This window comes from Spirulina sp. CCY15215, from assembly GCF_016888125.1.
Taxonomy (GTDB): Bacteria; Cyanobacteriota; Cyanobacteriia; order Cyanobacteriales; family Spirulinaceae; genus CCY15215.
In genome coordinates this window covers 1-20,982 of sequence record NZ_JACSWA010000437.1, presented here as the reverse complement: position 1 = coordinate 20,982, position 20,982 = coordinate 1, and the positions used below count along the sequence as shown (strand labels likewise).

The 20,982-nt window shown below is 43.7% G+C and carries 23 protein-coding genes, 1 tRNA gene and 1 pseudogene; 12 read left to right on the top strand and 13 right to left on the bottom strand.

Features of this window, described 5'->3' with window-relative positions; all coding sequences use genetic code 11:
- Window positions 1-125 precede the first annotated feature (125 nt).
- The 3 genes from efp (at window position 126) to JUI58_RS13280 (ending at window position 1,786) form a co-directional block, all read left to right on the top strand.
- The gene (gene efp / locus JUI58_RS13290) at window positions 126-689 is read left to right on the top strand and encodes an elongation factor P (RefSeq protein ID WP_204104276.1); all 564 of its coding nucleotides are present in this window, start codon (window positions 126-128) and stop codon (window positions 687-689) included.
- A gap of 118 nt (window positions 690-807) precedes the next feature.
- Window positions 808-1,296 (top strand): acetyl-CoA carboxylase biotin carboxyl carrier protein, encoded by a 489-nt coding sequence (gene accB, locus JUI58_RS13285; RefSeq protein WP_204104275.1) that lies wholly within the window; start codon window positions 808-810, stop codon window positions 1,294-1,296.
- 103 nt (window positions 1,297-1,399) lie between these two features.
- The gene (locus tag JUI58_RS13280; protein WP_204104274.1) at window positions 1,400-1,786 is read left to right on the top strand and encodes a metalloregulator ArsR/SmtB family transcription factor; all 387 of its coding nucleotides are present in this window, start codon (window positions 1,400-1,402) and stop codon (window positions 1,784-1,786) included.
- Here the strand turns inward: JUI58_RS13280 and JUI58_RS13275 are convergent.
- The 4 genes from JUI58_RS13275 to JUI58_RS13260 all read right to left on the bottom strand — a co-directional run bounded on the left by JUI58_RS13275 (window position 1,783) and on the right by JUI58_RS13260 (window position 5,091).
- Window positions 1,783-2,445, bottom strand: a complete 663-nt coding sequence (locus JUI58_RS13275) for a GerMN domain-containing protein (RefSeq protein ID WP_204104273.1) — start codon at window positions 2,443-2,445, stop codon at window positions 1,783-1,785. The genes JUI58_RS13280 and JUI58_RS13275 overlap by 4 nt on opposite strands.
- A 47-nt stretch (window positions 2,446-2,492) precedes the next feature.
- Window positions 2,493-3,344 carry a DUF2993 domain-containing protein gene (locus JUI58_RS13270; protein ID WP_204104272.1) on the bottom strand — a complete coding sequence of 284 codons (852 nt, stop codon included), beginning with the start codon at window positions 3,342-3,344 and terminating at the stop codon, window positions 2,493-2,495.
- Between the two features lie 454 nt (window positions 3,345-3,798).
- Window positions 3,799-4,578, bottom strand: a complete 780-nt coding sequence (locus JUI58_RS13265) for a PEP-CTERM sorting domain-containing protein (protein WP_204104271.1) — start codon at window positions 4,576-4,578, stop codon at window positions 3,799-3,801.
- A 318-nt stretch (window positions 4,579-4,896) separates the two neighbouring features.
- Window positions 4,897-5,091 carry a hypothetical protein gene (locus JUI58_RS13260; RefSeq protein ID WP_204104270.1) on the bottom strand — a complete coding sequence of 65 codons (195 nt, stop codon included), beginning with the start codon at window positions 5,089-5,091 and terminating at the stop codon, window positions 4,897-4,899.
- 6 nt (window positions 5,092-5,097) lie between these two features.
- On the opposite strand from JUI58_RS13260, the gene trpE reads away from it, so the two are divergent.
- Window positions 5,098-6,618 carry an anthranilate synthase component I gene (gene trpE, locus JUI58_RS13255; RefSeq protein WP_204104269.1) on the top strand — a complete coding sequence of 507 codons (1,521 nt, stop codon included), beginning with the start codon at window positions 5,098-5,100 and terminating at the stop codon, window positions 6,616-6,618.
- A gap of 71 nt (window positions 6,619-6,689) precedes the next feature.
- On the opposite strand, the gene JUI58_RS13250 is transcribed toward trpE, so the two are convergent.
- The 3 genes from JUI58_RS13250 to JUI58_RS13240 are packed head-to-tail and all read right to left on the bottom strand — an operon-like array spanning window position 6,690 to window position 9,839.
- Entirely contained in the window at window positions 6,690-7,118 is a 429-nt protein-coding gene (locus tag JUI58_RS13250) for a VOC family protein (protein ID WP_204104268.1), read from the bottom strand.
- A 20-nt stretch (window positions 7,119-7,138) separates the two neighbouring features.
- Window positions 7,139-7,816: a uracil-DNA glycosylase gene (locus JUI58_RS13245; RefSeq protein ID WP_204104267.1), complete on the bottom strand. Its 678-nt coding sequence runs from the start codon at window positions 7,814-7,816 to the stop codon at window positions 7,139-7,141.
- 1 nt (window position 7,817) lies between these two features.
- Complete coding sequence (locus tag JUI58_RS13240) at window positions 7,818-9,839, bottom strand: alpha-amylase family glycosyl hydrolase (RefSeq protein WP_204104266.1); 2,022 nt, start codon at window positions 9,837-9,839, stop codon at window positions 7,818-7,820.
- A gap of 194 nt (window positions 9,840-10,033) precedes the next feature.
- Between JUI58_RS13240 and JUI58_RS13235 the strand changes: the two genes are divergently transcribed.
- From JUI58_RS13235 to JUI58_RS13225, 3 genes are all read left to right on the top strand, one after another.
- The gene (locus JUI58_RS13235) at window positions 10,034-10,465 is read left to right on the top strand and encodes a Fur family transcriptional regulator (RefSeq protein WP_239121455.1); all 432 of its coding nucleotides are present in this window, start codon (window positions 10,034-10,036) and stop codon (window positions 10,463-10,465) included.
- A gap of 190 nt (window positions 10,466-10,655) precedes the next feature.
- On the top strand, window positions 10,656-11,030 hold the full coding sequence (locus JUI58_RS13230; RefSeq protein ID WP_204104265.1) for a DUF1257 domain-containing protein: 375 nt from the start codon (window positions 10,656-10,658) through the stop codon (window positions 11,028-11,030).
- Window positions 11,031-11,134: 104 nt separating this feature from the next.
- Window positions 11,135-11,710 (top strand): DUF4340 domain-containing protein, encoded by a 576-nt coding sequence (locus tag JUI58_RS13225; protein ID WP_204104264.1) that lies wholly within the window; start codon window positions 11,135-11,137, stop codon window positions 11,708-11,710.
- Between the two features lie 49 nt (window positions 11,711-11,759).
- Here JUI58_RS13225 and JUI58_RS13220 read toward each other — a convergent pair whose 3' ends face one another.
- On the bottom strand, window positions 11,760-12,944 hold the full coding sequence (locus tag JUI58_RS13220; RefSeq protein ID WP_204104278.1) for an NAD(P)H-quinone oxidoreductase subunit H: 1,185 nt from the start codon (window positions 12,942-12,944) through the stop codon (window positions 11,760-11,762).
- A gap of 287 nt (window positions 12,945-13,231) precedes the next feature.
- Between JUI58_RS13220 and JUI58_RS13215 the strand changes: the two genes are divergently transcribed.
- Window positions 13,232-13,318 (top strand) — tRNA-Ser (locus tag JUI58_RS13215).
- A 66-nt stretch (window positions 13,319-13,384) separates the two neighbouring features.
- Here JUI58_RS13215 and JUI58_RS13210 read toward each other — a convergent pair.
- Window positions 13,385-14,740, bottom strand: coding sequence for a C1 family peptidase (locus JUI58_RS13210; protein ID WP_204104263.1), 1,356 nt, complete (start codon window positions 14,738-14,740; stop codon window positions 13,385-13,387).
- Between the two features lie 318 nt (window positions 14,741-15,058).
- Between JUI58_RS13210 and JUI58_RS13205 the strand changes: the two genes are divergently transcribed.
- Together JUI58_RS13205 and JUI58_RS27040 are read left to right on the top strand one after the other, a co-directional pair.
- Window positions 15,059-16,120 carry a helix-turn-helix domain-containing protein gene (locus JUI58_RS13205; protein WP_204104262.1) on the top strand — a complete coding sequence of 354 codons (1,062 nt, stop codon included), beginning with the start codon at window positions 15,059-15,061 and terminating at the stop codon, window positions 16,118-16,120.
- 26 nt (window positions 16,121-16,146) lie between these two features.
- Window positions 16,147-16,311: pseudogene (locus JUI58_RS27040) on the top strand (AAA family ATPase); the annotation flags it as partial.
- 44 nt (window positions 16,312-16,355) lie between these two features.
- On the opposite strand, the gene JUI58_RS13195 reads toward JUI58_RS27040, so the two are convergent.
- The 4 genes from JUI58_RS13195 to JUI58_RS27035 form a co-directional block, all read right to left on the bottom strand.
- Window positions 16,356-17,042, bottom strand: coding sequence for a nucleotidyl transferase AbiEii/AbiGii toxin family protein (locus JUI58_RS13195; RefSeq protein ID WP_204104260.1), 687 nt, complete (start codon window positions 17,040-17,042; stop codon window positions 16,356-16,358).
- Window positions 17,023-17,538 (bottom strand): hypothetical protein, encoded by a 516-nt coding sequence (locus JUI58_RS13190; RefSeq protein WP_204104259.1) that lies wholly within the window; start codon window positions 17,536-17,538, stop codon window positions 17,023-17,025. The genes JUI58_RS13195 and JUI58_RS13190 overlap by 20 nt, the downstream gene beginning before the upstream one ends.
- Before the next feature lie 221 nt (window positions 17,539-17,759).
- A complete protein-coding gene (proB, locus tag JUI58_RS13185) occupies window positions 17,760-18,869 on the bottom strand; it encodes a glutamate 5-kinase (RefSeq protein WP_204104277.1) in 1,110 nt (369 codons plus the stop codon).
- A gap of 53 nt (window positions 18,870-18,922) precedes the next feature.
- Complete coding sequence (locus JUI58_RS27035; RefSeq protein WP_275414352.1) at window positions 18,923-19,045, bottom strand: hypothetical protein; 123 nt, start codon at window positions 19,043-19,045, stop codon at window positions 18,923-18,925.
- A gap of 46 nt (window positions 19,046-19,091) precedes the next feature.
- Here JUI58_RS27035 and JUI58_RS13180 point away from each other — a divergent pair, with 46 nt between their 5' ends.
- Both JUI58_RS13180 and JUI58_RS13175 read left to right on the top strand, forming a co-directional pair.
- Complete coding sequence (locus JUI58_RS13180; protein ID WP_204104258.1) at window positions 19,092-19,721, top strand: DUF4433 domain-containing protein; 630 nt, start codon at window positions 19,092-19,094, stop codon at window positions 19,719-19,721.
- Window positions 19,722-19,765: 44 nt separating this feature from the next.
- On the top strand, window positions 19,766-20,830 hold the full coding sequence (locus JUI58_RS13175) for a macro domain-containing protein (RefSeq protein ID WP_204104257.1): 1,065 nt from the start codon (window positions 19,766-19,768) through the stop codon (window positions 20,828-20,830).
- The last annotated feature ends 152 nt before the right edge of the window (window positions 20,831-20,982 follow it).

The following is a 20,982-nucleotide window of genomic DNA, read 5'->3' as shown; positions in this document are numbered from 1 at the left end:
ATTAGATACAGTAATTGTCCTGTTAAAAGTGCAATACAAAAGCACCCTAATTAAACAACTCCAAGGCGGTAGCGAAACTAATATAAAGCCGTCCTATCAGGACGGGGTTTCTACCCAATTTTTCGATGATTTCGAGTAATGATTTTAGAACTGGCGTAACGATTGAGTTAGATGGCTCGGTTTGGCGCGTTACTGAATTTCTCCATGTTAAACCAGGAAAGGGTTCGGCGTTTGTGCGAACCAAACTGAAAAACGTGCAAACGGGAAATACAGTAGACAAAACCTTTCGAGCCGGAGAAACTGTTCCCCAAGCGATTCTCGAAAAAAGAACCAAGCAATACACCTATAAAGACGGTGACGATCTGGTTTTCATGGATATGGAATCTTATGAGGAAATGCGCTTGAATCCCGATTCCGTGGGCGATCGCATCAAATACCTTAAAGAAGAAATGGAAGTCAATATCGTTATGTGGGGAGAACGAGTTTTAGAAGTTGAACTTCCCAACACTGTTGTTTTAGAAGTCACTGAAACCGATCCAGGGGTTAAAGGGGATACAGCAACAGGAGGAACAAAGCCGGCGATCGTGGAAACTGGAGCGCAGGTTATGGTGCCACTCTTTATTTCTGTGGGAGAAAAGATTAAAATTGACACCCGCAATGATTCTTACATCGAAAGAAGTAAGTCGTAACTCAGGGAACAGGAAACAGTGATGATAACTGGTAACTGGTAACTGGTAACTGGTAACTGGTAACTGGTAACTGGTAACTGGTAACTTAATCCGCACACGCTATTGGGATTTGCAATCGGTGTCTATTGATTTTCAACAAGTCCGCGAATTATTAGCGGCGATCGCCCAGACAGATATTGTCGAACTAAGTTTGAAGAGCGAGGAGTTTGAACTAACGGTGAAAAAAGGGACGAGTTCCTTATCCACTGTTAGTTCTCCTGAATCGGCTGGAACATTGACAACCCCAACTTCTCCTTCTTTGTCTAAACTACCTCCCCCCTCTCCTCTTGTTATGGATTCTACTCCCCCACTCACTGTGGATCCTGGCTGGGTAGAAATTACCTCGCCTATGGTGGGAACATTTTATCGCTCTCCTGCCCCAGACGAATCGCCATTTATTGCGATCGGCGATCGCGTCAATATCGGGCAAACTGTTTGTATTATTGAGGCGATGAAGCTCATGAATGAAATTGAAGCTGAGGTATCAGGGCAGGTTATGGAGATTATGGTGGAAAATTCAGAACCAGTAGAGTATGGTCAAGTTCTCATGCGCGTCAAACCCGACTAACCCCTTGAGGAAAGGCAAAAATCAAATATCGGTGTTTGCTATCATTGTCATTATCTGAGAAAGACTGTTAGAATTCGGAGATCGACATTTTTGCTTGAGGTTTATGGAACTTACCCAATCCGTATCGCAGGAAGTCGTACAGCAATTAGCTGACTACTTCAGTATTCTCAGCGAACCCATGCGCTTACGAATTTTGACTTTTCTGCGTGATGGGGAAAAGTGCGTACAGGAATTGGTTGAAGCGACGCAAACCAGTCAGGCCAATGTCTCAAAGCATTTGAAGGTGATGTTGCAAGCCGGTATTCTCAGTCGCCGCACTGTGGGAACATCTGCTTATTACTGGGTCGAAGATCCGTTAATTTACGAATTATGTAATTTAGTTTGCCATCGTCTTGCGGCTCGCATTGAGCAGCAAGCCCAAGAATTTCGCGATTTTAGTCTCGCGAATGGAAAGCCTGATTCAGTGATTCAGTCACCAGTCACCAGTTAAAGATCGAAGTCAGCTTCAAAACTTTGGCGGGTTAAGGGCTGATCGAGTAAAAGACCTTCTCCTCCCAAGACTTCTATGGGTTCTCCTTCCATTTCTAGCCAGACTTTGCCATCAGGATTTAAACTGGTTGCCGTGTAAAGGATTTGAGCCACTCGTCCGGTCATGGAAGCGGTGCCTCCTCCGAGGGAAAATTCTTCAGAGAGATTGACATGGACTCCATCAGATTTGAGCGTCACATTTCGCAATTTTGTGCCTTCTGGGATGGTGGTAGCATGGCGATCGCTTTGGGGACCTGCAAGCAATTGCTGCATGGCATTTTCGAGAATGGCTTCTGGCGAACTGTCAGTCTTAACCTCAATATCGACGGTGCTAGAAACTATTTCAATATCGCTGCTTTGAGCATCAAACCAATAAATTTCTAGGGTTTGTTCTTTGGCATCTTCTGGCTTATTGGGGGCGCTGGCAACGGGTTCTTGTGTTGTGGGGGTTTCTGGCGGTTGCGTTGTTTCTGTGGGGGTTGGAGATGTCTTAGGAGGAGGAGAAGAAGTTGTTTGTGTGTCATCACCTTGACACCCCGAGGCGATCGCGCTGGCAATTAGGGCGATCGCGATGGTCGCGAGGGAAAATCGGGTTGAGTTGTGCTGTTGTTGGTTTTGCATGAAATCCTCCTTCTACCAATTCGTATTCTATTATTCGCTATTGTTGTCTATTCTTCAGGAGCGGAGGGGAGATTTTCCGGCTCGATGCGAATATAAGCGGCTAATTCGAGGCGATCGCTTTCTATTTCTAATTGTAGGAGGCGCAGGACTATTCCGGATGTGTCTAAATTTTGCCAATTGAGACGCTCTCCGAGGGTATCCTCGACAATATCAGCAAAAATGGGGGGCAGGGGGCGATCGTTGAGCAGAATTTCGGGTTTTACCAGTTTTAAATTCTGTCTGTTGCCAATTTCTAGTCCAGTTTCGATCTGGAGTTTCACGCGGTTAATTTCTTGGCTATTGGTTTCGGTTCCGCTTAAAGTAACTTGCATTTGGAGGCGATCGCCCAAGGTGGCTTCGGAAGTATCCCCTTCTCTAAAATCTATTTGCAAATCTTCTAATTGATATTTTTGGCGATCGCCACCTGGAATACTAGCAGCAATGCGTTCTACAGCCTGTTGCAGGCGATTGGCAAAGAGGGGGGAGGAAAAAGCTGTATTGAGGTCTTCTTCCGTCAGAACGAGGCGAACTGCCCCTTGTACCGGTTGACGAAAGGAGCGACGAAAATTTTTAGTGTCGCGTTGCAGGCGATCTATATTGATGCTGAGGGGATCGGTTTCCAGTTCAAAAACGGCAATTCGCAATCCTGCGGTGGGTTCAATACCGCGAGTGGCAATTCGCAGGCGATCGACTTTTCCGGACAGGAGTTGATGAGTGGGAGTATTATCGATGCGAACTTTGATGACTTCTGCTTCGGCAAAACGAGAACGAAGGTTGCTTTCAATAATGGTATCAAGAGCAAATCCTGTCGGGGCGATCGCCGATAACAATCCAGAAAGAATGATAATAATGATTTCCATCAACAGAAATATAAGGAGATCAAAAGATTTATCTAAAGTGATTTATTCACAAATAAACTCACAAATGAGGAAGCGACCCCAATCGAGGTCGCTCCCTGTCACTCACTCATCACTTCAACTTAAAAAGATGTTGGGAGTCTTGCCGTGTTTCGACCCCAGATTCTTTTCTCGTTGTTGCTTTTCCTCACACACAAGCTAATTATGTCGATTTCTCGATTCTGCCTTTTACAAGTATGTGCCACTTTGAAAAGTGTCTCTTAAGGGTTGACAATTTTCCCATCATTCTATAGACATTTACTGTTGTCTGTCTAGGAATGTAAAGTAAAAGAAAATTGTAACAGAAGTTGAAAATTTAAGTTGAAAATTTAAGTTGAAAATTAAAGAAACCTAACTTTTTTGAAAAAGTTAGGTTTCTTAGTTTTACAATCGCTATTTAGAGGCGATAGATAGGTTCTTAAGCGTCAGCAGCTTTGCGCTTGCGGATGGAAGTACCAGCAAGTCCGCTAATTGCTAATAAACCTAAGATGGTAGCAGGTTCGGGAACGCCCTCAACAGTGACAGCCGCGCCAGAGAAGGTCAAGCCTTTTAATTTTCCTTGAGGATCGCTTTCGAGAAGGGATGTGACCTGTAAAGCAGTCAAACCTGCAACTTGGAAGGTTAAGACTCCTTTTCCTGCTGTAGTTTCGTAGTTATTACCCAAGAACATACCGTCAAAGAAGAAGTTGAAAGAAGTGGAGCCACTGATTCCGCCTGCGTCAGAATATTCAAAACCAGTAATCTTAGTCAGGTTGAAAGTATCATTCCCGTCAGCAACACCTTTTAGAGGAACTGGAGCCCCAAAATTCCCAGCAACAACCCAGTCACTAAGACGATCGGAGTAGGTTTTGTTTGTACTTAGGTCTATAAAGGACTGAACTTCTCCAACTAATGGCATACTCAAATCCTTAAGAAATGCACTTTGATAGTTGGCAAAAGTTCCCGTGCCATTGACAATTTCTACTTCAGCTAAGTCATTATCAATGCCCATTGTATTAACGTTGGTGTAGAGACTATCAACGAAATCAAGATAGCCGCTAGATAAGTTGAGCTTAACGTTTTCGTTACTAATTTGGAAACTGCCCGCAAATCCTCCGGCTTCAGCAGAGCCAACATTGAGAGCCATACCAGCAACAACGAGAGGAAGAGCGATCGCCGCTTTGGTGATTTTGGAGAAGAGAGTAGATTGAACAGTCATGATTAGTACCTCGATATTGCTAGAAGAGTTAGTTTAGTTTCTTGAAGAATGGGGATAGCGCGATTTAGGTTCTGTGGTTTATGGGTTTACAGCTTGTTAAAATCCCGCTTCCCCCGACTCAAATATGTTTATTTGTTTTTTGTCTGACGGAGATGCTTTTGGAACACCCGGTTAGGAACTTGTCCTTGCGCTTATCTATAACAATAAGGGTTGCTTCTGGAAAATGCAACCGTAAAATTACTTCTTGATTAACTCTTTATATTTCTCTGGACTTTTTTAAGGAAATGATGAACTTGTCGGATAAGAATTCTTTGTGTTCTAGAAAATATCACTTTTTTGTTGTGTCGATCGCACTCCTCTTGTGATCCAGAATAACATGGACTGTGCGATCGCGCAATTCAACCGCAAATTTACGCAAAGCGATCGCCGAATTGAGAGAAAAAGATAAAATAGGCAAGCTAATACACCGACCTCCACGGATAATAAAGCATAGTTCAGTCCTCCATCTTTCATTGCCCAATGATTTTTCCAGATTTTTCCCAATTCAGCGAACTTGCCAAACAAGGTAACTTTGTCCCCGTCTATCAAGAATGGGTAGCTGACCTCGAAACTCCTGTTTCTGCTTGGTATAAGGTCTGTGCAGGACAACCCTATAATATTTTGCTTGAGTCTGTAGAGGGGGGGGAAAATCTGGGACGCTATAGTTGGTTAGCCAGCGATCCAGCATGGATTTTAGAAGCGAGAGGCGATCGCACCACCCAAACTCACCGAGATGGAAGCATCAATACCTTTACCGGCAATCCTTTCCATATTTTGGCAGAATGCTTAGAACCCTATCAGCCCGCCAATTTACCCCAACTTCCTCCCGGTATTGGTGGTTTATTTGGCTTTTGGGGTTACGAACTGATTAACTGGATCGAACCGCGAGTCCCCATCTATCCTCTTCAAGCAGGGGATCTTCCCGATGGCATCTGGTTGCACTTCGATAGTTTAATTGTTTTCGATCAAGTGAAGCGGAAAATTTGGGCGATCGCCTATGCAGACCTGCGATCGCCCCAAACCGACCTCAAAAGCGCCTATCAATCAGCCTGCGATCGCGTTACGTCCCTACTTCTCAAACTCAAACTTCCTCTTCCCGTCGAAGCGACACAATTAGAATGGTATCCTCAGAGCCAAAATACCGATCCGCTTTATGAGAGCAATACCAGCAAAGAACAGTATTGTGCGAATGTCGAAAAAGCGAAGGAATATATTCGGGCGGGAGATATCTTTCAAGTGGTTATTTCTCAACGTCTATCTGCTGCTTATACAGGTTCTCCCTTTAGTCTTTATCGTTCCCTGCGCCTAGTTAACCCTTCTCCTTATATGGCCTACTTTAACTTCGGGGATTGGCAAATCATCGGTTCGAGTCCCGAAGTCATGGTGAAAGCGGAAAAACTCCCCGAGGGGATAACTCGCGCTACTGTTCGACCGATCGCCGGGACTCGCAAACGCGGACAAACTTTCGCTGAAGATAAAGCCTTGGAAGAAGACCTCCTTAAAGACCCGAAAGAATGCGCGGAACACGTGATGTTAGTCGATCTCGGGCGCAACGATCTGGGGCGAGTCTGTGTTAGCGGTAGTGTAACGGTAGACGAACTGATGATCGTAGAACGCTATTCCCATGTCATGCACATTGTTAGTAATGTTATTGGTGAATTGCAGGACGAGAAAACAGTTTGGGACTTACTGCAAGCGACCTTTCCGGCTGGAACTGTAAGCGGTGCGCCGAAAATTCGCGCTATGGAAATCCTACACGAACTGGAACCAGAACGACGGGGGGTTTATTCGGGAGTTTATGGCTACTACGACTTTAGCGGACAACTCAATAGCGCGATCGCCATTCGCACAATGGTAGTTCGTCCCCAAAGCAGCGATCGCCACCTCGTTTCCGTTCAAGCTGGGGCGGGTTTAGTGGCTGATTCTATCCCGGAAAACGAATATGAAGAAACCCTCAATAAAGCACGGGGTTTACTTGAAGCCATTCGCTCCTTAATGTAATTTAATGAATCGAAACCCTACTGACAGTTTTTTCTCGTGTAAAGAATATGTAAAGAAGTATAAATACTGAATTAGCGATCGCCAACCTCAGCAACTTCTCGACCGCCAAAAATTGCCTCATAATGACGATAAAATTTGAACTCTAATAAATTGTAAAACGGGTCTTCTAAAAAGAAAGTACGATGTTCGGTTAACTGACCCGAAAAGCGCAATCTCGGTTCTTGATAAAACGTTAAGTGATGGTTCTTTGCTTTTTCTAGCACATTTTCCCAGTCTTTTTCTTCCAGAAAAATCAAGCCAAAATGTCGAGGATAAATTCCATTTTGATGAGGGAGAGGTTCTTTGGTTGTATGTAGAACAACTTGATGACCGTAAAAGTTTAAAATAGAAGCCTGCGTGGATTCTCGACCAACTTCGCAGCCTAATGCTTCTACATAAAAGGGTTTGGCTTTGCTAATATCATTAATGGGGATAGCAAGATGAAAGAGTAAGTTTGTCATAGCTTCTTAGTTGTTAGTTGTTAGTTTTTTAATTGCCAATTAATGGGAGCATAGCCTAATTTCTGTAAGGCTTCATTGATCTGAGAAAAAGGGCGCGTCCCTAAGAATTTCCTTGCTGACAAAGGGGAGGGGTGTGCCGATTCAATAATAATATGACGTTTGGTGTCAATTAACTTATTCTTCCTGCGAGCATAGCCACCCCAGAGTAAGAAAACTAAAGGTTTTTGGCGATCGCTCAATTTACGAATGACAGCATCGGTAAATGTTTCCCAGCCTTGAGAAGTATGAGATGCAGCTTCTTTTTTGCGAACCGTCAAGACAGCATTAAGCAATAAAATCCCCTGTTCTGCCCATTTTGTCAAGCACCCTTCTTGAGGAATATCGCAACCAATATCGGAGTTTAACTCTTTAAAAATATTTCGTAGAGAAGGAGGAATTTTCACCCCCGATCGCACGGAAAAAGATAACCCATGCGCTTGATCTTCTCCATGATAGGGATCTTGTCCCAAAAGTAAAACTTTCACATCTTCAAAATTTGTGTACTCAAAAGCTGCGAAAATTTGTTCGAGAGGAGGATACACTGTTTGCGTTTCATACTCCCGTAACACAAACTCCTCCAACTTCTTAAAATAGGATTTCTCGAACTCCTCTGCCAAAATATTTTCCCAATTGGGAGGTATTTTTTTCTTTAATTTCATCTCAACTATTAACTAAAGTATAAACTTTTGCCTCCCAAGGGAAAATAGGTTCTCGTCCTACCCATTGAGGTAAAACTAGGCGATCGCGGGTAATTTCTCGCCAAGATTTTCCTTGGGGAGTTTGTGGCCAATTCGGGACAATATATTCGCTAGTATTAGCAAAGGGATCGGGAGTGCCGTAGTCGGAAAAATTAGCCACAATAAGAACAATATCTTCTCCTTTTCCTCGTTGCCAAACTATGACTTTTTTCCCTTCCCCATAGTCAACATGAATAAAGTCTGTATCATCTGATGCGAGGGCATTGGAAGTTGTACGAAACTTGACTAAACGAGAAACATAGGTAAAAATGCGCTGTCGCCAATCTTCTTGCAGGCGATCGTAATTAACGGGATCGATTTGTTTGTAATTTTCGTGTTCGTCGGCAATATTAAGATCGTGTTCGTCGGCAAATTCTTCTCCTGCTAAAATGAGAGGAATTCCTACTGCTGTCAGCAAGCAGACAAAGGCAAGTTCGATCCGTTTTTCAGTGTCATAAATGCCGCAATTGACGAGATAATTAAAGAATCGTTCGTTTGCCTGTCCGCCGACATCATGGGAAGTGATATAATTAATGACCTGAGTGCCATTATTAAAACCCAGATAGCGACAATCGATCAGTTTGCGAACACTCCAGGTAAAACTCGAGTCACCATTGCCATTTTCTCCTAAGATTACTCGCCGCAGAATCTGCTTAAATCTTTCATTCCACAACCCATCTAAACGCTGTTGCTGAATTAAAGAAAGAGGGACGCTTAAATCTTCTCCCACCACGAGAAAGCGATCGCCTTCGCCACCGCGATCGCGCCAATGTTGCCGCGCAAAATCTTTAAATTCCTGCAAAAAGTCATAATTATTAATATTATTGACACTATCCAAGCGCAAACCATCGACTTGATATTGTTCCAACCAATGGGCAATATAAACCTTCATATATTCCCGACTGGGAACGAAGCGATCGCGTTGTCCCGTGATAGGATGATAGCCTTCAACCCAGTAGTTATATTTCAGCAAATCCCCCCCAAAACCATCGCGGCCATCTTGTTCTGGGTCGCCACCATTCCAGTGAATAAAGAAGTCAAGAAAGTTAATATTGCCATAGGGATTTCCCCGCGCAAAGGCCATCACAATATCAATAAAAAATCGCAAGCCATTTTGATGACAAATATCAACTAACTTCGCCAAATCTGTTAAAGCAGTCGGGGTATTTTGGCCATCGGGAAAGCCTAAATGGAAATCAGCCGCTAAAAAATTAGCGGTGCCATAGCCCCATTCCCAAACATCATCGCTATCCGCAGGAGGAAGCAATTCTAGGGCATTGACACCCAGTTCGAGTAAATGAGTCATTCCCAATGTTAAGGACTCCAGATCGGGAAAATCCGGTGGAGTGGAATGAGTATCCAATAAGGCCACCGCATCGCGAAAAGTGCCGATCCCCATTTCCATCCCCTCTCCTGCTTTTTTCGTCCATCGGGTGGGAAGTTCGTAAATAACAAGACGATTATTGGCAGGAAGATGGCGATCGGGGTGCTGTTTTTTGTGAGGTACGGTTTGACCGTCCGGATCGCAGGGCATTAATACCCCATTTTGGTAGAGAATAACACTCGCCGCATCTTGGCTGGCAACTCCCCCCACATCGGGCGGTTTCGGCGCAAGGCAACCTTCTCGGCGATCGACGGTAGTGGCCAAGGGATCGCTACAGTAGAGAATCTCATTTTCCCCCGTGAAGGCATAGGGGTTGGTGTTATAAACCTTATACCAATAAAAATAAACCTCCCCATCAACAAGATTGCAGTCTTTAGCGGCAATTTCCCACAATTCTGAAAATTCTGAGTTAGGGACAAGGGCAATGGTGCGAAAATCCTGGTAGGGATCGGTTTTGGTGTTTTGAAATCGACCGATCCAGAGTTGAGGAGGAGGCGAGATCGTACCTGGTCGCCAAAGCACAAAGTGAGTTTGTCTGCGGATTAAAAGATGGGGAGTCATTAGGGATGAATTTGTAGATTTCCTGAATTTCCCGATTTTAATGGTTTTCTTGGCCGAGTTATCTTTAAATTTTTTCTAGCTTTCTCAGAATCATTCCCAGATAAGAAAAGTGTTATGGTGAAGGGAAAACGTCTTGAGCTTATACCGATCGAGAAGTACGCGATCGCCGCTTTGATAAGAAGGGAGAAAGGCTGATGAGCAACCATAAAATAGCAGCAATTGAGGTGCAGGCGATTAAGGTCAAAATGAAAGCACAGGGTTTGAGGATTACACCTCAACGTTTTGCTGTCTATGCAAATCTTCTTCATCGCGAGGATCATCCGACGGTTGAAGCGATTCTTACCGACATTAACCGCGAGTTGCCGATCGCCTCCAAAGCCAGCGTTTATAGTGCTTTAACGGTATTGCGAGAGGTTGGTTTGGTGCGAGAAGTTTTACTCGATGAAGGCATTACCCGCTACGATGCCCGCGTTACTCCCCATCATCATTTTATTTGTCAGTGTTGCGGTACAATTGTTGATCTTGATTGGGATGCTTTAGGGGTGTTGCAAATTAATCATCTCCCTCCAGGTTTACAAGTCGAAGGCTATGAAACTATCTTAAAAGGACGGTGCGATCGCTGTTAGTGGTCTATCAAGGATTTTTGCTGGGCAAGGGCGATCGCGATAACTCTAATCCATTTCCATCCCTGGCGGATCGGGCTATACTTAGTTTGACAGAGGGAATGTAGTGCGCCCTTTCTGACCGATTTAATCGTGGCGAATGTGATTCGCCATCCCCCCAAACCCAATTTATCTTTAACCCCTGAAAATTGCCATGTCTCATTTCAGTACAATTAAAGTTCAAATCAAAAACGGCGAAATCCTCAATCAAGTCTTGCAGGAGTTAGGGTACTCAGTTGAGTGCAATGCAGAAATCCGTGGATATCAAGGCAAAACAACAACTGCTGATTATGTTATTCGTCAGTCTAATCGCTACGATATCGGATTTCGTCAGAATGGAGAAACTTACGATATCGTCGCTGATTTTTGGGGTGCAAATCTCGATCGCCAACAATTCCTCAATTCTATTCAACAAAAATACGCTCACAAAACTCTTTTAAACGCCGTCCAAGACCAAGGATTTAACCTAGAAGAAGAAGAAACTCTCAATGATGGCACTGTGCGAGTTGTAGTCGGACGGTGGATATAATAACCAGAGAACGAGAAACTATTAAAATCCTCCTCTTTTTGTGAGAAGGGATTAGAGTAGGTAAAAATAGGTATGTTTAAAAACAGCTTTTGAGTTACATCTCTATGAAATTACAAAAAACAACCTGGGCATTAGTAATTACCGCCCTTTTCTTAACGACTTTTGTTTATTTACATGAAGTTGTTGGTAAATCCCAACAAGAAGTACAAGCAGCAAAACAACGAAAGATTTTCGATTTTAGAAAAGAAGATATTCAGGGATTTACAATTGAACGAGAGAAAGAAAAATTAGTGTTTGAACGGGTAGATAAAGAAACAAAGTTTTGGCAGATAAAAGAACCAGAAGAGTCCCCAGCTAACGATCAAGCCGTTTCTTTTTTACTTGAGTTACTGGCAAAAGGAGAACGCGATCGCCTGATTCTCGCTCGTTCTGAAGAACTCGAAGAGTATGGTTTATCAGAGCCTCTTGTCACAGTTTCGATCGCCCTTGAAAACCGTTCTCAACCCTATATTTTACTGTTAGGCAAGGAAAATTTTGACCGGAAATTCATTTACGCTCGGGTAAACCCAGACAAAAACGAGAAAAAATCCATAGAAATTATCCTAATTCCTATGGATTTTAAATATGCTGTTGAACGAGAACTTGAAGAATGGAAAGCAAAAGAAAAAGATGAGGGATAAAAATTTTCCTCTCATCTCATCTTCTTGAATGGGTAACTCGTGCCGGAAATTAGCGATCGACAGACCCCAGAATCACATCAATACTACCGAGAATGACCACAATATCAGCCACTTTCATCCCCTTCAACAAGCGAGGTAAAATCTGTAAATTGTTAAAATCTGGAGCGCGAATCTTAAATCGCCACGGGAACACATTATTATTACCAATAATAAAGACCCCCAATTCACCTTTACCGCTTTCTAAACGAACATAATGTTCTCCAGCCGGAATTTTAAAGGTCGGGGCGACTTTTTTGGCAACATATTGATAATCAAAGTCATTCCATTTTGACTTTTTCCCTTCAGCAATGCGCTTGGCTTCCAGATTTTCGTAAGGACCCCCTGGAAGTCCCGCACAGGCTTGGCGAAGGATTTTCACAGATTCGCGCATTTCTCGAACTCGGACGACATAGCGAGCAAAACAGTCACCTCCCGTTTCCCACTGTACGTCCCAATCAAAATCATCGTAACACTCGTAATGGTCAACTTTTCGTAAGTCCCACTTTACCCCAGAAGCACGTAACATCGGTCCTGACAGACTCCAGTTAATCGCTTCCTCGCGAGTAATTGTGCCAATTCCTTCTACTCGACGGCGAAAGATAGGATTATTTGTAATTAATTTTTCGTATTCATCAATCTTAGGCTCGAAGTAGTCACAAAAATCCAAACACTTATCGATCCAACCATAGGGTAAATCTACAGAAACGCCACCGACGCGGAAATAATTATTATTAATTAAGCGAGATCCCGAAGCCGCTTCCCACAGATCGTAAATTATCTCCCGTTCCCTGAAGATATAGAAGAAAGGCGTTTGTGCGCCAACATCTGCGAGAAATGGTCCCAACCAGAGCAAATGGTTAGCAATGCGGTTGAGTTCGAGCATAATCACGCGGATGTATTGAGCGCGTTTGGGAACTTCAATATCCGCGAGTTGCTCGGGAGCATTGACGGTAATTGCTTCGTTGAACATTCCTGCTGCATAGTCCCAGCGACTCACATAAGGAACATACATAACAGTAGTACGATTCTCAGCAATTTTTTCCATCCCTCGATGGAGATAGCCGATCACGGGTTCGCAGTCGAGTACGTCTTCGCCGTCTAGGGTGACGATCAAGCGCAAAACGCCGTGGGTCGAGGGGTGGTGGGGTCCCATGTTCAAGATCATGGGTTCGGTTCTAGTTTCTATCTGTGGCATAGATCGGCAATATTCCCTCTGTTTGCGGTTAATGGGTGCGGTGGCTTGCAGGACGAGGTTGAGGTTGTCCAAGCCATTGCACTGCTTTTAACGTTGTTCACATCTTTTCCAGATTATATAGGGAATGGGGTGCAATGAGTTTGGGTTGGGTCTAATCTTTCGCTTTCTGAACAATTTCTATTAATATACCCTGCCCATCCTACCACCAACTTTTTTGCAAACCTTGAGATGTACCCCTTGTCAAATTTTTCGAGACTTGCTATAATAGGAAATTGCGACCAACCTTTGGAGAGGTGGCCGAGTGGTTGAAGGCGCAGCACTGGAAATGCTGTTTAGCTGTAAGGTTAACGAGGGTTCGAATCCCTCCCTCTCCGTTTCAGTTAATAACTTATCCTTATATTATCCTTATAAATTGTTATGGAAGAGGGAGTTTTGTTGAGTTAGAACAAACTCTCAAATGGCTCCATATCGTATTCTTCAAGAATTTCGTTAAAGATTTCGGTAGCGCGATCGCCATCTAATTCTAGATCTTCAGCTAATTTACTCCAATATTGATATTCCTCTTCGCTAAAATGTTCGTCTGCGATGGCAAATTCGGCGGAAACTTGGAAGGCTTCTTCAGAACAATCTTCTGCGAGAATCACCTGAGTTGCTGCATTATAAAGCATCTCAAATCCACCCATTTCTAGGAGTTCGTCGATCTTCTCTTGCAACTCTTCTGCATCAATATCATAGCGATCGTACAGTGTCACTAATAACTCAGTTTCTTCTTCCGATAAACCATCTACAGCAGCACCGTATAAAGCAATAATAGCAATTGCTTCTAATAGGGTTAAATAACAAGTCCCATCTTCATCATCTTCCTCGTCTTCATCATAAAACTCGTCATCAAAATCTTCATCTTCATCTACCCATATTTCTTCACTGAGGTCTAATTCTGTTGTTCCTTTAATTTTCCAACAATCAAAGCAGAGATCGGAATTGGTCATGTATTCATAGGGAATATAACAATAACCTTCATCTCCCCAGTCTTCCCCCCATGAATTACGAACAACAAATACTTCTGCACTGTCTTTATATCCTACGCAAAGCATTGCGTGTTTGCCATGTTCTTCTCGCCCTTCCTCACTGTCTAAATTTGGCAAAATAACTCGCCCTTGGGTTTTAGCGCGATCGAAAGAGCGAAACAAAGTTAGGCCAAATACGAAGGGATATCCTTCTGCTAAACAATGTTTCATGGCATAAAGATCGATAGGAACTTGTTCTGGTATTTCCCATTGGAACTCGGGAAATTCTAGCAGTTCTTGTGCCTCGTTATAAGCATCCCCATGAGGTTCGGTATTAACGTTCTTAACTTTACCATTATGGGTGACTTCATAACACCAAGTTTCTTCATGACAAATCCCTTCATCTTGCAAACTCAGCAATGCTAAAGTAATGCTACTTCCTTGGTCTTTGATGCTATCTTCGCCAAAATACTCTAGGGCAAGTCGGCGGGCATTATAATAAACAAAAAGGCGACTGAAATCAACTTCTTGTTCCAAACGATTCATAATATATTCGTATCCTCCTGCAACTGCATTAGCAGTGCAACTATTTGCTCCAGCTTGGTCTTCTACGGGACTCATAAAAGGACGAAGATCGACTTGAGGAGGAAGTTCCTCTTCTGTGAAGCGATCGGTGCTATAAACTCCTGAACCCGCAATTTCTTGTTGAGAAGCACTGCACCCACTGAGTGCTTTCCATTGTCCTGTTGCACGATCTACAGCGTAGGCCAATTTACCTGTTTTAGGCATGAAAAAATTTCCTGAAACGAATTTAACTTGATCGGAAATAAGCGAGAAAATAGCAAGGATTTCTTTGCTCCCCCATCTCCTCTTTTCTATTCATTCTAGCAGCTTGATCTTCAGTAAGGTTTAAGGTTTATTTTTTTATTTAGATTCGGGAAAAGAATTATTTTCTAGAGCCGATCGCCTGTCTAGTTCAACAGAAACAGCGTTTTGAACAAAAAAATGCTAGGACTGACAAAATAATCCGGACTGACCCTGATCCTCTAGAAGAAAGGATTGAAGGAAGAAGAAAATCTTTCACGCGGGAATTACAGAGCTAGACTTATGGAATTACAATTAGCAACTTGTTCGAGTGGAATTTCCCAAACTGTAAATTCTACAACTCAACTCCGAACCCAATCGGTTTTCTCTCAAATTGAAGCCGATCTAGAGCAAAGTGAAATTTATCAGCGCGTTATGGCAGGATTAGATAATCTTGCTGGAGAAACCCTAGAAGCAACGCGATCGCTGCTGCAATCTTTGGGACGAGAAGCCATTCGCGTTACCTTTCAACAAATCGCCCAAAATTATCATATTACTCCCGATACCTTGAAAAAAAAGGTAGTTTCCGTTAAAACGAAGGGAAAACCGGGCGATCGCCATCCTCAAACCTCTGTGGAGGAATATTCAACGGAGTGCGTTGACCCTGAAATGCCCTCTTCTCCTCAAGGGACAACGGAGACAGACTCTCAACCCCAAATCAAAGCACCTGTTGCTTCTGCCCCTACCCAATCTAAATCTAAATCCAAAGGTCGTTCTAAATTTACTCAAAAACAAAAAATAACGCCAGCACAACGCGATCGCATTGTGGCAGAAGAGCGAGTAAAAGTTTGTCGGCAAATCGGGCATACTTTGAAAGAAGCACGGGTTGCTCAGGGAATTTCTTTCGGCGCTCTTTATAGTAAAACCCTGATCCAGGTTTTCTATATTAAAGCGATTGAAGAAGGTGAGATCGATCGCTTGCCAGAAGATGTATACTTGCGCGGTTTTATCCGTCGCTTGGGGGATTCTCTCGGTTTAGACGGAACCACCCTGGTTAACGCTCTCCCGAAACCCATCCAAAACAGTGCCGTCCCCTCCTGGCATACTCCAAATATCAACGTGCGCGGACCCGCCCTCGCTTCTGCAACCACGTTACAAACCTATGTTGGCTATACTGCCCTTGTCGTTGGGGCTGTAGGGGGAATCAGTTGGATTAGTGCCGATCGCCCTAATACAGGGGCAATAATTGAACCCGAACCTTCGCAAATAGAGTCTCTGTCTCAATCGGCCAGACATGGAAGCGATCGCGTCACGATGTCTGAGCAATTGAATGCTGAAATTTCTCCTCCTGAAGTGAGCAATTAGCGATCGGGGAAAGGAAGGGGAAAAAGATGGTGCAAATGTTGGCGATCGTCAATGGTAAAGGGGGAGTGGGCAAAACCACCACGGCGGTAAACGTTGCGGCAATTTTGAGCGTTATCGATACGCAACCCGCTCTTGAATCAATGCCATCACTCCCCGCACCTCTTGATTTGGCCGCACTCATCGATGCAGTATTTTACTTATGAGAACAGCGTTTCTGCCTAGCTTTCTCTAAGCATTAGGCGCTCCGAGTTCGGCCAAACCTTTCAATTAAATCAATCACAAAATCTTGCCGCTCCACACTAGACGAAGGCACAAAAGTTAATATCGCCTCCTGTAAATCTTCCCCATTCTCACGAAACCAAGACCCTAGAAAATCCTTAACCTCTCCCCTTGAGCGAGCGAATTCTTCCTCTAAAACCTCGCGACCATCTAACAAAATAATAATATCCTCAATATCCTTAGACAAGCGCAAATCTTGACCTCGACCTAAAAAAGCCTCCACTTTACTGGCCAGTAAATAGAGCGGCGGAAAAATCAAAATTGTTCGACCGCTCGGTAAAACACAATCGATCGCCTTTTGAAATCCCTCTTTATACCAAGAATTACTAAACCCCAAAATCTCCCGCTCGTAGGGCATAATATCCACAATTAAATCCCGATACCGCCACCGACACATCGGCGCACCTGGCTCCGCATCTTCTTCCAACCCCACAGCCCGTAACTTTTCCGACAAGGCATAATACTCGCTCCGCGTGGAAATCTCCACCACACAATCTACATCTACCGTCGGGCGCAGTTCATCCCAGAACATTTCATCCACGTACAGGGCGATCGTTGCCCCGCCGATAAACACGAAACGTTCCGGTATCGCAGCCAAAATTGCCGCCGCTTTCTCTAAGTTATCAATTTGAGGATTGCTCATAAAGTTTCTTTTTTAACTCTATCGCCGCTAATTCTTTTTCTCGTACTTTCCCCACTCGCAACCCATCTACCAGACAGAGCAACTCGTAAAAGAGAGGATCGTCACCGACGACCTCGGGAACGGAGCGATATAAGGGCGTAATTTCTTGACCTTTCACCTTGCCCGACCCGGCAGCCCACACATAAGCACTGTCATCGCCGACCATTAATAACCCCTTCAAGGGTTCCGCAGAATGAGCCGTTGGCACCCCCCGCACCAAAGCCCCAGCCTTTGCCGGAAATACATATTGCAAACCATGCACCAAAAACTCCTCTAAGGCTCCTTTCAAAACCTTTCTTCGTTTGGCGTGGTACAAATGGCACTCCTCGCAACGCTGCAAAGCCCCATAGACCACAGAAGAACTCGTTTTTAAACTTTTCGCCAATTCGTCATAAGTCCACGCCGAACCCAAACTGTGAACTTTCAGCAAAACCACAATATCTTGAGGCTTGAGCATTTGTTTTCATCATTCAGTTAACTCTATTCTATTCTCTATTCGTGAATTGCGAATAGCGGGGAACAACGATCCCTGAGAGGAGCGATCGCCTCTTTTTGGTAAAAGTTATTTTTCTCCCGTTGTTTTTAGGGGTCAAATCTCTTGAAATGCTGGCAGAATAGGCGATACGACTTAGGACGAACTTGGGACGAAGCGCGATCGCGCTACTCATTATTCATTCCTCATCCCTCCAAAACTAAATTATCGCGATGCACGATCGTCTCCGCCCCCACATAACCTAAAATGGCGGCAATCTGTTCCGATCGCACTCCTTGAATTTGCTGAAGTTCTGTGCTGCTGTAGTTAACAATACCGCGAGCAATTTTACGACTCTGACTATCGCAGAGCATCACGGCTTCAGAGGCGGGAAAATTCCCTTCTATTTGGGTAATTCCCGCCGCCAGCAAGGATTTACCGCGATCGCGAATGGCGGTGACGGCTCCCTCATCTAAATAAAGCGTACCCATCGTAATTAAACCGTGGGCGATCCAGCGTTTGCGTGCGGTTTCCGTGCGGGGTTGGGGTTCAAATTGAGTCCCCAAGCGCTCTCCTGCCAGAATCCTCTCTATATTGCCGGGGTGTTGCCCTCGCATAATAACAGTTTTAACTCCTGCATTCGTGGCAATGCGAGCGGCGGCTAATTTGGTGGCCATCCCTCCGGTTCCCCAGCCGGAGCCTTTTGTTCCCGCTTCAACTTGCAGGGTTGCCAATTCGTCCGCAGTCACGCTATTAATCGGTTCAGCGTTAGGAAATGCCCTCGGATCGGCAGAATAGAGGCGCTCCACGTCGGTGAGTAAAAAGAGCCAGTCTGCGTCGATTAAGTTCGCAACCAGGGCTGAGAGGGTGTCATTATCGCCAAATTTTAATTCTTCGATGGCGACTGTATCATTTTCGTTAACGATTGGGATAACTCCCAATTCAAACAATTCTTTAAAGGTGTTATAGGCGTTCACATAACAACTACGCTCCATTAAATCCCGTCGCGTTAATAAGATTTGGGCGATGGGTTGTTGCAGGCTGGTAAATAGATCGTCATAAACCCGCATCAAGCGCCCTTGTCCCACTGCGGCGATCGCTTGTTTGCGGGACATGGTTCTCGGGCGCTCGCTTAAGTTCAAACGGCTGCATCCCACCCCAACGGCACCGGAAGATACCAAGACAACGCGATCGCCGGAATTTCGCAAGCGGGTCAGGGTTTCTATCAAGGAAGCAATGGTAGACAGAGCAAGTTGACCCGTATCGGGATGAGTCAAGCTGGAGGTACCAATTTTAACAACGAGAGTACGCGACATTTTCAATAAACTGCGATCCAAATTAATTAGAATAATAGCCGAATCTGCTTTCTCTACGTGCCAATAGTCGAGGTATTGTCTTCCAGGCGATCGCCAATTAATTTGACCCAAGGTGAGTTGATTTCGACAAGGCGATCGTGAGTTTTCCAAGGTTGTTGCTCTGTTGAATTAGACACGATATTGTGAGATAATGTAGGACTTTAGCGTTAATTTTGTCGATTCTTGCTCCCAAATATTTATCATATTACCCACATTCGCAATCTGCCTTCTATTATCCGGGTCGGCGGAATTCTTGCCAATAATAGGCTACAACGCCAACAAATTGACTACACTGACATCGCCCATGCTTCTATCCAAGATCGACGTGCCTACATTTCCGTTCCTTGTTCGGAGCGTGGTACATTACATGATTATGTTCCCTTTTATTTTGCGGCACGCTCTCCAATGCTATATTCCCTTAACAAGGGAAATATTAAAGGGTACACGGATGGACAGACACCCATTTTATATTTTGTTACAGATATAGATGAGATTCTCGATGAGGAAATTCCTTTCACTTTTACTGATGGTCACGCAATCATGGGTTACTCAGAATTCTATGATAATTGGGAATGCTTAGAATGGGCAATTGATTGGGAAATTATGGAAGCTCGTTATTGGTCTGATACCGACGAAGATGGAGATAGGAAGCGTCGCCGACAAGCTGAGTTTTTGGTTTATGAATGCTGTCCTTGGACTTGTATTAAGGAGATTGGTGTGATTAACTCTACGATGCAAACAAAAGTTAGAGAAATATTACAAACTGTTGCACATCAACCTTCTGTTACGATTCAATCAAGTTGGTACTACTAAATAGAAAATCCAATTAGAATATATAATTGTATTAACTTAAGCCAATGATTGAATTCAAGAAAGGCAACCTCCTCGAAGAAAAAACAGAAGCCCTTGTTAATACCGTTAACTGTGTCGGTGTTATGGGGAAAGGGATAGCCTTACAATTTAAACGGGCATATCCCGAAAATTTTCGAGCCTACAAAAAAGCCTGCGATCGCGGAGAAGTAAAACTCGGAGAGATGTTTATTTTTACAACAGAGACACTCTTTAATCCTCGCTATATGATTAACTTTCCCACTAAAAACCACTGGCGAGGAAAATCCAAACTTGTCGATATCGAAATAGGCTTAAAATCTCTCCTTGCAGCCATTCAAAAATACAATATAAAATCGATTGCTATTCCTCCTCTTGGTTGTGGTAATGGCGGTTTGAATTGGGAAGAAGTTAAAGCGATGATTGTTAGTGCATTGGCTGAACTCTCTGATGTGCAAGTTGTTATTTTTGAACCCATTGGCGCACCAGTAGCCGAAAAAATGACTACTACTAAAACCAAACCAAAAATAACTCTTGCGTGTGCTTTATTTATTAGCTTACTCGATCTTTATGGTATTCCTGGTTATCGCCTCACAAAACTTGAAATCCAAAAACTTGCCTACTTTCTACAAGTTGCAGGTGAGCCTTTAAAGCTGAAATATATTAAACATCAATTTGGTCCCTATTCCCATAATCTTAACCATGTTCTTCGTAAAATTGACGGACATTTTATCAATGGCTATGGAGATGGTACGCAAAATTCTCAGATGTATGTTTTATCTGCTGGACTCGAAGCTGCCGATCGCTTTTTGGCTAATCATCCCGAGGCAAAAGACCGTTTGGAAAAAGTAGGCCATTTAATTAGAGGTTTTGAAACTCCTTATGGGATGGAAATGTTAGCCACCATTCATTGGATAACTCAAGAATATCCTGAAATTGCTTTCGATTGCGATCGCGTTATTACTAAAGTTCAAGAATGGAGCGATCGCAAACGCACAGTATTCAAACCAAATCATTTGAGAAAAGCATGGCAACATCTAAAGCAACAAAATTGGCTCAATCTTCCCGATCCTGAATTATTACAGGAAAGTTAATTTTAATTATTGTTTTTGATTCTAACAGTGGCGCGATCGCGCAATTCGTAAACTAAGAAAAATCACGGGGACAATTCCCACTAAAATAATAGCTAAAGCGGGTGCAGCAGCTTCTACTAAACGTTCATCAGAAGCGTATTGATAGACTTGTA

Coding starts and splice junctions, on each gene's coding strand:
- efp (WP_204104276.1), top strand. CDS start 126: ATGATTTCGAGTAATGATTTTAGAACTGGCGTAACGATTGAGTTAGAT.
- JUI58_RS13280 (WP_204104274.1), top strand. CDS start 1,400: ATGGAACTTACCCAATCCGTATCGCAGGAAGTCGTACAGCAATTAGCT.
- JUI58_RS13275 (WP_204104273.1), bottom strand. CDS start 2,445: ATGCAAAACCAACAACAGCACAACTCAACCCGATTTTCCCTCGCGACC.
- JUI58_RS13270 (WP_204104272.1), bottom strand. CDS start 3,344: ATGGAAATCATTATTATCATTCTTTCTGGATTGTTATCGGCGATCGCC.
- JUI58_RS13265 (WP_204104271.1), bottom strand. CDS start 4,578: ATGACTGTTCAATCTACTCTCTTCTCCAAAATCACCAAAGCGGCGATC.
- JUI58_RS13260 (WP_204104270.1), bottom strand. CDS start 5,091: ATGAAAGATGGAGGACTGAACTATGCTTTATTATCCGTGGAGGTCGGT.
- trpE (WP_204104269.1), top strand. CDS start 5,098: ATGATTTTTCCAGATTTTTCCCAATTCAGCGAACTTGCCAAACAAGGT.
- JUI58_RS13250 (WP_204104268.1), bottom strand. CDS start 7,118: ATGACAAACTTACTCTTTCATCTTGCTATCCCCATTAATGATATTAGC.
- JUI58_RS13245 (WP_204104267.1), bottom strand. CDS start 7,816: ATGAAATTAAAGAAAAAAATACCTCCCAATTGGGAAAATATTTTGGCA.
- JUI58_RS13240 (WP_204104266.1), bottom strand. CDS start 9,839: ATGACTCCCCATCTTTTAATCCGCAGACAAACTCACTTTGTGCTTTGG.
- JUI58_RS13235 (WP_239121455.1), top strand. CDS start 10,034: ATGAGCAACCATAAAATAGCAGCAATTGAGGTGCAGGCGATTAAGGTC.
- JUI58_RS13230 (WP_204104265.1), top strand. CDS start 10,656: ATGTCTCATTTCAGTACAATTAAAGTTCAAATCAAAAACGGCGAAATC.
- JUI58_RS13225 (WP_204104264.1), top strand. CDS start 11,135: ATGAAATTACAAAAAACAACCTGGGCATTAGTAATTACCGCCCTTTTC.
- JUI58_RS13220 (WP_204104278.1), bottom strand. CDS start 12,944: ATGCCACAGATAGAAACTAGAACCGAACCCATGATCTTGAACATGGGA.
- JUI58_RS13210 (WP_204104263.1), bottom strand. CDS start 14,740: ATGCCTAAAACAGGTAAATTGGCCTACGCTGTAGATCGTGCAACAGGA.
- JUI58_RS13205 (WP_204104262.1), top strand. CDS start 15,059: ATGGAATTACAATTAGCAACTTGTTCGAGTGGAATTTCCCAAACTGTA.
- JUI58_RS13195 (WP_204104260.1), bottom strand. CDS start 17,042: ATGAGCAATCCTCAAATTGATAACTTAGAGAAAGCGGCGGCAATTTTG.
- JUI58_RS13190 (WP_204104259.1), bottom strand. CDS start 17,538: ATGCTCAAGCCTCAAGATATTGTGGTTTTGCTGAAAGTTCACAGTTTG.
- proB (WP_204104277.1), bottom strand. CDS start 18,869: ATGTCGCGTACTCTCGTTGTTAAAATTGGTACCTCCAGCTTGACTCAT.
- JUI58_RS13175 (WP_204104257.1), top strand. CDS start 19,766: ATGATTGAATTCAAGAAAGGCAACCTCCTCGAAGAAAAAACAGAAGCC.